The following is a 13,471-nucleotide window of genomic DNA, read 5'->3' as shown; positions in this document are numbered from 1 at the left end:
TGCAACAAGCAATTAAGATGTTATTTCATCACTCATTCGTTTGGTGAACGTGTAGGAGCGGCCGGCTTCCCCCTCAAACGAAACGGGATCAAGACCAGGTGCTTCCAGACGGCATGGACCGGAAACCGCACAGGTTACGACCGCTTCAGTAACCTGGCCCTTCGACCAGGTGAAATTCAAGGTGAAGCCGCCCCGAGCCCGCAGCCCTCTGACTTCCCCATCGTTCCAGCTGTCAGGCAAAGCGGGCAGCAGCCGGATCAAACCTGAGTGGCTCTGCAGCAGCATCTCGGCAATGCCCGCCGTGCCGCCGAAATTGCCATCGATCTGGAACGGGGGATGGTTGTCGAACAGGTTCGGCAGCGTAGAATGATGGAGCATCGCTCTTACATTTTCATAGGCCTTGTCCGCATCCAGCAGCCGGGCCCAGAAGTTGATAATCCACGCCCGGCTCCAGCCGGTGTGTCCACCGCCGTTAGCCAGCCTGCGTTCCAGCGTCGTCCGGGCCGCTGCTGCCAGCTCCGGCGTGGAATCCACGTTAATGCCTTCTCCCGGATAAAGCCCGAATAGATGGGAGATATGGCGGTGTCCCGGCTCCACCTCCTCGTAATCCTCCATCCACTCCTGAATTTGTCCATGTCTCCCGATTTGCGGTTTGGGCAGCCGCTTCAAGGCGGCAGCGAGCTCCTCTCGAAACGCCTCATCTCTCTCAATGATTTCCCCGCTGCGGATGCAAGCATCAAACAGCGCTTCGATGATCTGAAAATCCATGGTGGCCCCGGCGCAGAGAACTCCTGTTTCGCCATTGGGCAGCCTGTAGCTGTTCTCAGGGGAGACAGACGGACAAGTCATCAGGCGTCCCTCGTTGTCCTCGATTAAATAATCGAGCAGGAACAATGCTGCCTCTTTCATCGTCTCATAGGCACGCGCAAGAAAGTAACGATCCTGGCTGAAGCGATAATGCTCCCACAAATGCAGGCACAGCCAGGCGGCGCCCATCGGCCAGAATGATGCCGGAAGATAGGTGTCCTGCGGCGCCGTATCCGCCCAAATATCCGTATTGTGATGCGCCGTGAATCCCCGGCAGCCATACATAACGCTGGCCGTGACCCGCCCGGGCTCACGCATCCTTTCGATCAAATCGAACAATGGCTCATGGCATTCGGACAGATTGCAGTTTTCCGCCGGCCAGTAGTTCATCTGCGTGTTAATATTAATCGTGAATTTGCTGTCCCAAGGCGGAGTAAAGCTGTCGTTCCAGATCCCTTGAAGGTTTGCAGGCAGGGAACCCGGCCGGCTGGAGGAAATAAGCAAGTATCGGCCGAATTGAAAATACGTTTCGATCAGCCCGTTATCCTCTTCGCCCTCCCGGAACAGTTTCAGTCTTTCATCGGTCGGCAGTGCGTTTTTGCCTGGACTTTCCGGCAGCCTCAAGGTAACCCGCCCGAACAATGCAAAGTAATCCTTCACATGTCGGGCAAGCAGCTCGGCATAGGAAACCTGGCACAATTCCTCTAACTGCCGTTTGCCGTAAAGCACCGGATCGGGATGCCGGAAGGTGGTACCCGCGGCTAGCAGCAGCGTAACCGCATCCGCATTTTCAACCAATAAATATTCGCCAATGGTCTTGCACACTCCGCCTTCTGGAAGCGCCTTCACGATGGCGCAGAACGAGCTGCCTCCTTTGCCGCCGCATTCCCCTTGCATCACAAGTCCCTGCTGGCCCCATTTTTCCGTCTTCTCCATGTATCTCCAGTTTCGGCGATTAAACCTTGCCTTTAAGGAAAGCGCCCCCTTCTTGTCAGCGGAAATCCGCATCACGATCGCCTGATCCGGGTAACTGGCAAACAGCTCACGGATATACCTCACATCTCCGATCCGGTAGCTGACCCGGGAAACGCCGCGTTCCAAATCCAGCTCCCTAACGTAATCCCCGGGCTTCTCATGACGATCGAACGAAATCAGAAGATCGCCGAGCGGCAAGTAGTGCCTCTGCGATTCGGGCAGCCCCGCCATCGTCATCCCCGCAAGGGCCTCCGCCTCCTTCAGGCGTCCCTCCATAATCAGTTTGCGGATTTCCGGCAGATGCGCCAGGGCGTCTTCGTTATTGCGATCTCGCGGACCGCCATACCATACAGAATCTTCGTTCAGCTGCAGCTTCTCCTCGGTAATTCCGCCAAAGATCATGGCGCCGAGCCGGCCGTTCCCAATCGGCAGTGCCTCGTTCCACTCTGCAGCAGGCTTGAGGTACCATAATCGCTGTTTCTGTTCCACGGTCTCCGCGGGATTCGTATTCGTCATGCTTTTCCTCCAATCCGCCTCACAGGCGAAAAAATGGTGTGTTCAATCCAGTTCAATCAACGGTTGAATGACCATGAGTCATCTCCCAGTTTAGCAGCTTTCCTTAGAATCCACCTCTATATTATCCATATCATCTGTTTCACGGTAGGCACCCGGTGTGATCCCTGTATACTTTTTGAAGACTTTGGTGAAATAATGTTTATTTTCAAACCCCGCCCGCCGACCGACCTCGCTTACGGAAAGATGCCGATGCGTCCTCAGCAATTTCTGCGCTTCCTTGATCCGAAATGCGTTCAAATAATTAACAAACGTGTCTCCTGTCACCTTCTTGAACAGGCTGCTGATATAATTCGGATGAAGGTTCATCAAATCGGCAAGGTGATCCAAGGAAAGATCATTCATAAAATTCGTTTGCGTATAAGCAAGAATGCGTTTCGTGTGCCGTTCACAGTCGGAATCGGCTTCGGAAGGCAGCTCTTCATCGATAAGTGCGAGCAGCTTAGCAATTTCGTCTTTGTCCAGCGGTTTAAGCAAATAATCCACGACGCCGCTGCGCAGTGCTCTTCTTACGTATTCAAATTCGTCATAGCCAGTCAGAATTATAAACCGCTTACACAGTCCGTTCCCTTTCGCCTCCTCCATCAGCTCGAACCCGCTTTTTTCAGGCATATGAAGATCCGTCACCGCGACATCCGGCATAAAACCCTTCATGACTTCAAGAGCCTCAAAAGCGTTGCCTGCCTCTCGCACCTCAGTACCGAGCGGAGCCGCGTCCTTGATGACCTTGACTAATCCCTCAAGAATAATCGGCTCATCATCTACAATCAATAGTTTCATCGTTAACCGCCGCCCCTTTCGTTATAATGATTGTGAGACATGTTCCTATTCCTTGCTCACTATCAAGAACCAGCCGTGAAGCACCGCCGAAAAAGGATTTCACCCGTTCGCTGACGTTAATCAGGCCAACACCACCGCCTTCGGTCTCTCTGCTGGAATAGTTGTCACTATCCCCCATGAGCAGTGAACGTAGCCTGGACAGCTTGTCCTCCGGTATGCCTGCCCCACTGTCAGATATGGAGATCCGAACTTCTTCAGCCGTTTCATACGCATGCAGCCTGATATGGACGGGCCGAAGTGTTGCTGCAGCTCCGTGGACGATGCTGTTCTCGATCAAGGGCTGGAGCATAAACCGGGGACAATCAATCCGATCTGCATCCACATCGATGTCCAGCTCGTAGCTCAGTCTGTTTCGGAGCCGCATCTTGTGAATCTTGAGATAGAAGATGACCGTCTCGATTTCCTGGGCGAGAACCGTATGATCCTCCTTGGAGGACAAGCTGTAACGCATCAGCTTCCCGAACCAAAAGGAAATGTCGGCTACCTCCTTATCGTTATTGGACTCGGCCAGCATTCGGATCGTTTCGAGCGTATTATAAAGAAAATGCGGTTTGATTTGAGCCTGAAGCACTTTATAGGCCGCTTCTTTATTTCGCAGCTCGGCCCGGTGGACATTGTTAATCAATTCGTCCATCCGCTGAATCATCGAATTGTAAGTCATGATCAGAAAGCCAATCTCATCCTGTCGGTTCGGACTGTCGTGCTTGCTGATGTACGGTCTCATATTGTTGTCGTCCAGGTTACGCATGTGTCTAGCCAGGCGAAGAATGCGCTTGGTGATTGTGGAAGCGAGTACATAATACGCTAGCGACAATGCCGCCAAAAAAACGATGACGGTTGAGATCAGAATCATCTCCTTGCGCTTGATCGCGTGAAACACGACGTCTACCTTTCCAATCACAACAACTCTGACCCCAAGCTCCTCAAAGGAGAGCTGATTCACGATCGTTTTCCGGTTAATGAAATAGGGCTTATTGTCACTTCCGCCGAGCAGTTTGAGCGTCTCCTCATCCATTCCGGAAGCCGTGTCCTCACCAAACGGTATCAGGAGCGCTTCCCAGTCACCTTCTATGCCGATAGCCTTGTAAAATTTCTGCATCAGACTGCCGCCAATGCGCAGCTCTAGAAGCCCGACAATTTCGGTAAACTCCGGGTTATAAATGTTCTGATAAAAAGCAAGCCGCGGTTCCTGAGCTCCCGGATCCTGGACAATCCATCCTCCTTGACCGGGTTTTAATGAACTTGCTATCTTCTTTCCCTGTGCATCAAGAGATGACCTATCGAGAAACCGGTCGGTAATTCGAAGCGCTTGTTTCTTGGTTTTATAGATTCGAAGCGACTCGATTTCCGGATTGGCAAACAGCGACTGTGTCATGATCGGACTGATATAACGGTTGTAGGCATAAATGCTTTCGGCGTCGGATCCATAAACTCCGCCCAGGTAGTCTGTGACATACGGGTTATATTGCAGCAAGCGATGGACGGATTCGATGCGGGTCAGATCCGCTTTCATATTTGCCTTGGCCTGCTCCAGGATCTTTTGCCGGCTTTCTACGAATTGCTGGGTCAGATTGCCGTATATTTGTACGTAGTAGTAATATCCAAACGTAACGACCGGGATAAAGACAAAGAAAATATATCCGATAACAATTTTGCGCACGATACTCACGGTCTTGAATCCCCCCGCTGCCTGTTTATTTCTACTAAACGTACCATGAGCAAGCAAAATCCGGTAGAGATTTTACGTCCCTACCGGTTCAATGGCATCGTGTTACTCAAACAAGCTTTTCTTCTTCTGGTATGTCTCATTTGCCCAATCTACAAGCTCCTGCAAACCCATATTCTCGGCGGTCTTCACCATGTTCTCGTAGTTGGCAACTGCTTCTTCTTCGGATTTCGCCAAATAAATTTTTACTTTCTCATTTTTAATCATCTCGTCGATTTTTGTTTTGAGCGTCTTTTCTTTGGAATCCGGCTGCGTTTGGATCAGACCGATCGCCGGTTTATAGGTCGTGATGGCCTTCGTCTCCATTAAAGCCTGTGTTTTCTGCGCTCCGGGAACATAGGACAACATGCCTTCGGTGACCCCGTCATTGTACAAGTACCACCATTTGATCCCATTGCCGTTAACGAAATCGGCATCCGATGGGTCGTATTTCAGATTTGGATAACCCGCTTCATTCCATGTCCAATGTTCGCCTTCGACACCAAACATAGTCAATTTTTTGCCTTCGTCGCTTGCCAGGTATTGAATAAACTTGATGGAGGCTTCCGGATCCTTATTTTTCTTTGTGATGAAGGTACCCGCAAATCCCAGGCCCGTACTCACGGCTTTGGCATCCTTCGACAATGCGCTCGGAAGCATTTTCAACGTAAAGGCGCCCCCGTTACTCTTGATTTTATTGTTGTCCGCTTCCGCAGCGGAAACGGTGTAGCCGTGAGCAAAGGCTTTGCCGCTTGTCACATATTGATCGTCAATCTGATCATTCGCAAAAGCAAAATTTTCCGCGAGAATGTATCCGTTGCGATACAAGCTGTTCATAAACTTGAAATACTCCAGCATCTTCGGTTGTCTGATCGCATAATCGATTTTGCCGTCTCGTTCATACCAGCCGTCAATGAGAGCTTCCGTGCCGAACTGCTGCATAAAGTACTGCTCAACCCATTCCTTATCCAGCACCAGCGGAACCATCTCCGGGTGCTTCTGCTTGACCATGCCTAACACTTTTACAAAATCGTTCAGCGATTGGATCGGCGGATTGCCGAGCTCCTTCAGAATATCTTCCCGAACGGCAATACCTGGATGGCCGTCGCTGCCAATCGAATATTTGTTTTGAGCCATTTCCTCCTGCGTAGCGAAGGAATTCCTCACCGTATAAAAATTGCCGTCGTCCATCGTATGGATCGCGATTCTCGTTTTGTCGATTTTGAAATCGGGCGCATATTTTTCGATCAACTCATTCCAGGGATAGGACAGCTTCGAGTCCGACAGCCGATCGATGTTAGCATACGTGAAGACGAGGTCCGGCAAATCTCCTGAAGCGATCATCAGCGGTAGCTGCTTATCGTCGGTTGCTACCGTGACATTCAGCTTGACTCCTGTCTTTTCGGTAATTTTCTCGGCTACCGGGCCTTTCCATTCCTTAACGGGATACCACGGCGCATCGATGAACAGCGATAATTCCTTCACGCCGCCTGATGATGCCGACGAATCACCGTTCTGCTTCGCGGCCGAGTCCCCGCCGTTACCGTTGCCGCCGCAGGCGGACAGCATAGTAATGGCAAGTACCGCAGACAGTGCCGCAGCGAGCAGCTTATAGCTCTTGATTGTTTTCAAGTGTACCCCTCCAATGTATACTGGTATTTTAATGTAAGCGATTAAATATAGAAACAACGATTTACCCTTTCACAGATCCTAACATAATTCCATGCACAAAATATTTTTGCAGAAAAGGGTATACGCATATGATCGGCACGATGGAGATGACCATCGCCGTCACCTGCAGCGAGAAGCTCGTCACGCCGGCCGAAGCCGAGGCGCTGTTTGCTACGGCAATCGAATCCAGCGGCGTGTTGCTCTTGTTGATCACTTCCATCATCCGAAAGGTAAGCGTTCGCAAGTTTTCCGATTGCACGAAATAGGCGGAGTCCAGCCATGAATTCCATTGGCCGACGCCCATAAATAACGCCATCGTGGCGAGTACCGGCGTCGAGACCGGCAGGATAATCCGAAAAAAGATCTTGAGTTCGCCAGCGCCGTCGATATGCGCCGATTCTTTCAGTTCGCCCGGGATTTCGCGGAAGAACGAGATGGCAATGAGCAGGAAAAACGTGTTGAGCATGGACGGCACGATGTACACTGCAAATGAATTAAGCAATCCGATCGAGCGCAGCACAACATAATAAGGAATCAATCCGCCGGAGAAGTACATCGCGAAAATGATGACCGTAAAATACGTTTTGCTGAACAACAAATCACGGTGCGAAAGGGCGTAAGCGACCAGGCTTGTCAGCAGCAGTCCCAATGCCGTACCCGAAATCGTCCGGGCAACCGTGACCAGAAAGGCTCGATACCACTTCGGATCTTCCAGAAATATTTTGTAATTTTCCAGAGTTACGTTTCGGGGCCACAAATAAATGCCTCCCAATAACGTATCGGAGCCTTTGTTAAACGAGGCGATGAATACATAATAGAATGGATACAGCATGATGAGCATCAATATAAACAACATGATGTAAATAAAGCTGTCAAAAATAACATCCTTCTGTCTTTGGCTCTTAAGCACCACCAGCCCTCCTTTTTAGAATAAGCTTGACCCTGACACCCGCTTGGCAATGAAGTTACTGGAAAATATCAAAATGACGGAGATAACGGACTGAATGAGATCGATTGCTGCCGCGTAGGAAAATCGCCCGTCACTCAGACCAACCTTGAATGCGTACGTCTGAACGATTTCCGATGTCGGATTGTTGATGCTGTTGCCGTATAAGTAGGCTTGTTCGAAGTTGGAGCCGACCAGGCCGCCTCCGAGAATACTGCCAATAGTCAACACCAGCACGACGACGATCGTTCCCCTGATTCCCGGAAGTGTGATATATCGGATCCGTGCCAGCCTGCCGGCGCCGTCCATCTCGGCAGCTTCGTAAAGCGAAGGATTAATCCCCGTGATGGCGGCCAGGAAGATGATCGTCCACCAGCCCATTTCCTTCCAAATCGCACTGCCAACGGCAAGTCCCCAGAAATAGTTTGGACTCGTCAAAATGTTGAGCGGTTTGTCAATCAGCCCGGTTTCGACCAGCGCCCGGTTTACCATGCCAACATCCGCAGACAGGAAGGCGTAGGATACACCGACGACGACAACCCAGGAAATAAAATGCGGCAGGTAGCTGATCGTCTGAACGAATCGCTTGAACGCCATATTTTTCACTTCATTCAACAGGATCGCGAGCAAAATCGGTGCGGGAAAAGCGAAGATGACCTTCAGTAAGCTCAGGACAAGCGTGTTGCGTACAATCGTGGCAAACTGATAATCATGGATGAATTCATCGAAATATTTCAAACCGACCCACTCGCTGGTAAAGATCCCCTTGATCCCATTTGAAATACTGTAGTCTTTAAACGCCATAAGAATGCCGAACATTGGCGTGTACGAGAAAATCAGCAGAAAGATCATACCCAGCCCTACAAATACATGCAGTACTTTTTGCTTTTTAAACCGCTTCCATAATTGGTGCTGCTGGCCGCCGTGATCCGCAGTTCTCGTAAACTGTGCTTCCAAATCCATATGCGCTCCTCCTTTATTGCTAGTCTATCCTCTTGACCCATCTGCTCGTAAGCCAACATTCTTAAGAAAGCGTTGTCATTTTTTAATACTCGGCCCCCATGGCTTTATCATTAAAAGATCACACAAACCAAAAAAAAGCAGTTCCGGAAAATGCTCGGGACTGCTTGCGTATTTTTTTCGGAAAGCTGGTTCTCGGGCGGGCGGTCTACACTAAAATAAACGAAGCCAGATCCGCGCTTCCACTGCCTGTGTACGTAAAATATAAAGCCTGTATGCCATCCGGAATGACGAGATCCGTTGAATATTCCGTCCATATATTCGTGAAGTTAACGGGTATTTTTCCGAGAGCCAGGCCGTCCCAAGTCGTTTTAATTTCAAAGTTGCCCTGGCAATAACCACGCACCTTGATTTTCACCTTCCGGATTCCTTGGCAGTCGAAATACTTGAAACCGGCAGTTGCGGAGTCTGTCATGTTAGCGATGTATCCGATCTCTTCATCCCCGTCTCTTCCCTCCTGCGTGATCTTCGGAAAACGGCTGTCCATCCATGCCCCTGAACCGAAACCGCCTGTATACAATTCTTCGTCTTTACAGAACAGATTACATGCCAAGTAGGCGTGGTATTCACCGCGACCCACAAGCGGGCCGTCATTGGGACCGCAAGAGGTCATTTCCACTTGAGGAATCGTTCCATCCTCCCGAATGACGATCGGTTCGATGCAGCCCTGCCGGCTAAAAGCTGTACCGTTGGTATGGCGATGATAAAAAATGAACCATTTATCGTTAATTTCCACAATGCTGCCATGGTTATTACCGCCATAATACATCGGTTTGTCCGCCGGTTTGTAGGAATCGATGTGAAGATCATTATTGCTTATGATGACGCCTTGATAAATGAAGCCTTTTGTCGGAAATTTACTGGTGGCATAACATAATTCATGCATGACAATCGATGAATAGACAAGATAATAGGTATCACCCTTCTTACGGATGGAGGGAGCCTCAAAAAATCCATGCCCTTCAAACCCGCTTCCTGTACTGTAAGGTTCACTTGGGGCGACAAATACAGGTTCCTCCACAATGGTAAGCATGTCTTCACCAAGCACCGTGGCCATTGCGCCATGTCTGGATTTATCCTTGGGTGCACAGAAACCAGTATATAAGTATGTCTTCTTCCCTTCTGTCAACACACCCGGATCAAACTGGGGCTCGTCTCCTTCTCTTTCGCCCAAGCGTGTACCGTCCGCGTACCTTACGTATCCGTAAAATTCATACTTTCCAGCAGGTGTATCGCAGACGGCAACCGAAACAACCGGCACCTTATCCAGGACATAATAAAGATAATAACGGCCATCCGGTCCGACGGTGACGTCGGGCGCATAAAGACACATTCTGCCATCAGGATTTAGCGGGTCATCCGTTTTAGTGTAGATCACGCCCTCATACCGCCAGTCGCCTAGATCATTCACGGGTGCCGACCAGCAAGCGTAGTCGTTTAAACAAAACATATGTCCGTTAAAGCGGTCATGCGAGCCATATACATAAACTCTGTCGTTAAAAACGTACGGTTCTCCGTCAGGTATGTATTCCCACGATGGGAGATAGGGGTTTAGCCCTTGTTTTTTCATCATAAACGTTCACTCCTTTAAATATCCTTTACGCTTCTTCATACGCCGAGCTGCCATCTTTAGCAAAGGAAAAACGGCGGTTGCGGCTGGAATCCTCTTCGAAGTCCAAATATACGGAATACGCTTCTTCCTCAACTCTGAATAGCGGTATGAATTTCGCTTGTTTGACTTGGTCATCGTCAAGGGCAAACTCCAGTTGCTTCTTTTCCGCCCTGACGAATCTTTCGTTGATATTTGCATTTGACATCCCTTGCAAAAGCGAACCTTGCCCGATCTGAGCCAGTAACACGGTGCCAAACATCACCGCCGCCAAACGTTCTGAACCTTGGAGCGGAACCAAATGCAGGGAAGCCTCTATTTCGATTTCAATCGTATCCTGATCCTGAAAAACACGTTGAATCCCGACGTACCCGTTTTCCCTGATAAGTTCGATCGGAGCGGAATTGATTTTTACAGCTTTGACTGCTTTTTCCTTGAGCATTAGTTTGAAAGCTGACGGTTCGGCTGCATCAACCACGAGCGTGGACGTAAGCCCATCGGGGAATTCCGTATGCTGTGTGATTGTGACATGCTTTTCTTTCCAAACCACAGCAGATGGAATAAAGGCATTCATCAGCAGAGCATCCTCGCTTTTAAACCAGATATTCTTCTGCAGCTCGCTCATTGCCTCGATGCCTGAGGCGGTACAACACCAGAAGGAATCGTACGGATCGCTGAATTTTTTGATCGCGCAGCTGCCCATCGGCTGGTGGTATTGCGAAAGGCCCGTTTCATCGCTGGCGCTATTCAACACCGCATTGTATTTCAGCGATTCCATATGATCCAGATACTCAACCGCCCCGTACCATTCAAACAACCGCTCCAGAATCCTTTCCGTATTATGCGCGCAGCAACTCTCGCTTTCGCCGCCGGTCAATGCATCTGCCAGCTGTCCGTAGCCTCCCCAGTGCTCCGATTTTTCGGAAACTCCGCCTTTGATAAAATGGGTGGCCATTGAGCTGTTGTTTCCATTGGCAAAAGTTCTTCCCTTTAAGTAATCATAAAAATTCAAGGCCGCCTTTCGATATTTTTCCTCGCGCGTAAGGTCAAACCGGTGCATTGCCGCTATAATCATCGGCAGGTGAGTGTTTGCGTGCAGATTTTCAAGCACATCCTTGCCGTCCGCAAGATGATCCAGGAAATAATCCCTGTCGAAGAGTTGGGCCAGCTCAAGTATTTTGGCATCGCCGGTGATGTCATACAAGGTGTACAGGGCATCGCCGATCCCACCGTACTCATTTACAGGGTTCACCTTCGTACAACGGAGAATCCCATCGATTTTCCAGAAGGAAAGCTTTTCAAAACGTCCGTGAATGTAGTGGGCCAGGTTTACGGAAAGAGCCAGGGCTTTTTCACTGCCGAGATACGCATAGCAATCGACTAACCCCTGGATAATCTTGTGCAGGGTGTAGTACGGCGCCCATACATTTCGATTCTCCTCGAATTCGAGCGTATCGAGCTTCTCCTCTTCGAAAGCGCTCAAATATCCGTTAGGCTTAGCGCATAACTCCATCATGTCCACGATTTCGTAAGCCTTTGATTTCAGACCATCATCCTGATCGGCAAAAGCGAATTTAGAACAAGCGGACAGATAATGCCCGACGAAGTGTCCTCGGAGACCGCCATCTTCGCTTTCCCACCCGCCCAAGGGCTCCGCGTTGGACGAAAGCCCGGCATTCATTTTGAACGTATGCATAAGCCGGTTCAGATCAAATTCAACAATATACTTTTTTACAAGTTGTCTGCGAAATGCAAAGGAACTGTCTGTCAACCTTACTTCATCAAGGCGAAAGTTGGTAAACAAACCGGTCACCTCAATTCCATCGATATGATCATCCATACCATAAAAAATGTATTTCTCTCGGATTTTCATGAAACTTCCTAAGGATGTATTTTATGCCCAAAGTACGAGCATCGGAACCGAGGAAAGAAGCTGCACGGAGGCATTCGGTCCACCTTAATAGTTAGTCTATCTTCATGCACCATTTGCTCGTAAGCCAACATTCTTAAGAAGGCGTTGTCATATTTTAATAATCAGCGTCCATGGTTTATCATTAAATGATCTCCCGAACTAAAAACAGTTCCGGAAAATGCCTGGAACTGCTCGCGTATTTGTATAGCCTGGTTGCCCAGGCGGATGACTCCAAAAAAGCAGCTGACCACTGAGTGTCACAGTTAAAAATTACTACATATTCCTTTGCAGCTTGACCTGACATTCAGACGTTGTTGCAGTGACGTACTCCATATAATTCACAGAGCCGTTAAAGTTCAAATAAGCTTCGTAGCGCATGCGGATTGCGGGTAAGGTAATCAAATCCAGAACATTTTCTTTTGGAACCCACCTGCATTCGCTCGTCTCCTCAGACGTCGCTAACTCTCCCCCCACAGCTGTACACACGAAATCAAACATGACCTTCGTAGGAACATCGGTTACACCGTCATACCACTTATGGATCGCTGTATTTGAAACCACACTGATTAAATGGCTAACCGTGGCGTCTATTCCACTTTCCTCTTTAATTTCACGGATCACGCCATCCATCAGGTTTTCGCCAACTTCTGTAATTCCCCCCGGATATACCCAACCGTCGTCATGCGCTTTTACTAATAGGATGTTCCCCTTTCCATCTTCCACAATACCGCCTGCCGATACTATATGTGTCGGAAACGCCAATTAAAGACGCCCTTTGCTTGATGATTTGTCTATGTATTCCTCTTGCTTCATGCACTTTCCTGCTTTTATGTAAAGGATAATATGACCCACAAGTTCGAACCTTGAGCACAGCAAATCATACATGGGCATATTTTATAAACGCTTCTTTATTTTGAGCGAACAAAAAAAAGAGTGTATCCAAGTTCAAATTTGACTCGGATACACGCCTCTTTTACTTATTAAATCTTCAATCTAAAAATGCTTGTTGTAATGCCTCTAAGCCGTCTTTATAGATCCCATGGAACAGATCAATAGCCTCTTGATCACTGACCCCTGCCGGGGTGAAACTGCCAGACCACTCTACCATTGATGATCTACCGCCAGCATCCTCTTTAACCTGGATGGTGGATAAATAATCCGTAACCGGAAAGGGTGCTTTCATAATCGAATAGGTGTTGTAGCGCTCCTTATGATTGAATGCTTCCAAGCGCTCTACAATCGTATCACCATCAGGATTAGCGAGATGACGTACACGCCCACCTTCACTTACTTTACTGTTAGGGATATAAGGTAACCAGTCAGGAAGAGCGTCAAAGCCTCCGATCAATTGCCATACTTGATCAGGTAAAGCTGAAATTTTGATAGATGTAACCGTATGTGCCATGTTCATGA

The 13,471-nt window shown here is 48.9% G+C and carries 10 protein-coding genes; all 10 read right to left on the bottom strand.

Annotation, left to right across the window (positions count from 1 at the left end; translation table 11 throughout):
• Positions 1-12: 12 nt before the first annotated feature.
• The gene (locus C7820_RS06025; protein ID WP_116230161.1) at positions 13-2,298 is read right to left on the bottom strand and encodes a glycoside hydrolase family 95 protein; all 2,286 of its coding nucleotides are present in this window, start codon (positions 2,296-2,298) and stop codon (positions 13-15) included.
• Between the two features lie 90 nt (positions 2,299-2,388).
• Positions 2,389-3,135 (bottom strand): response regulator transcription factor, encoded by a 747-nt coding sequence (locus C7820_RS06020; protein WP_116230160.1) that lies wholly within the window; start codon positions 3,133-3,135, stop codon positions 2,389-2,391.
• On the bottom strand, positions 3,113-4,864 hold the full coding sequence (locus C7820_RS06015; protein WP_116230159.1) for a sensor histidine kinase: 1,752 nt from the start codon (positions 4,862-4,864) through the stop codon (positions 3,113-3,115). Before C7820_RS06015 ends, C7820_RS06020 begins: the two co-directional genes overlap by 23 nt.
• Before the next feature lie 102 nt (positions 4,865-4,966).
• Entirely contained in the window at positions 4,967-6,532 is a 1,566-nt protein-coding gene (locus C7820_RS06010) for an extracellular solute-binding protein (protein ID WP_116230158.1), read from the bottom strand.
• 61 nt (positions 6,533-6,593) lie between these two features.
• A complete protein-coding gene (locus C7820_RS06005; RefSeq protein WP_240913115.1) occupies positions 6,594-7,481 on the bottom strand; it encodes a carbohydrate ABC transporter permease in 888 nt (295 codons plus the stop codon).
• 15 nt (positions 7,482-7,496) lie between these two features.
• Complete coding sequence (locus C7820_RS06000; protein ID WP_116230157.1) at positions 7,497-8,480, bottom strand: ABC transporter permease; 984 nt, start codon at positions 8,478-8,480, stop codon at positions 7,497-7,499.
• 205 nt (positions 8,481-8,685) lie between these two features.
• The gene (locus tag C7820_RS05995) at positions 8,686-10,107 is read right to left on the bottom strand and encodes a family 43 glycosylhydrolase (RefSeq protein ID WP_116231652.1); all 1,422 of its coding nucleotides are present in this window, start codon (positions 10,105-10,107) and stop codon (positions 8,686-8,688) included.
• Between the two features lie 28 nt (positions 10,108-10,135).
• On the bottom strand, positions 10,136-12,019 hold the full coding sequence (locus C7820_RS05990; protein WP_258875130.1) for a glycoside hydrolase family 127 protein: 1,884 nt from the start codon (positions 12,017-12,019) through the stop codon (positions 10,136-10,138).
• Between the two features lie 312 nt (positions 12,020-12,331).
• On the bottom strand, positions 12,332-12,820 hold the full coding sequence (locus C7820_RS05985; protein ID WP_116230156.1) for an NUDIX hydrolase: 489 nt from the start codon (positions 12,818-12,820) through the stop codon (positions 12,332-12,334).
• A 226-nt stretch (positions 12,821-13,046) separates the two neighbouring features.
• The gene (locus tag C7820_RS05980) at positions 13,047-13,469 is read right to left on the bottom strand and encodes an SRPBCC family protein (protein WP_258875129.1); all 423 of its coding nucleotides are present in this window, start codon (positions 13,467-13,469) and stop codon (positions 13,047-13,049) included.
• Positions 13,470-13,471 lie beyond the last annotated feature (2 nt).

Source organism: Paenibacillus sp. VMFN-D1, from assembly GCF_003386155.1.
GTDB classification, from domain to species: Bacteria; Bacillota; Bacilli; order Paenibacillales; family Paenibacillaceae; genus Paenibacillus_AQ; species Paenibacillus_AQ favisporus.
The sequence above is the reverse complement of the archived record's forward strand: the minus strand, read 5'-3'. Positions and strand labels throughout refer to the sequence as shown.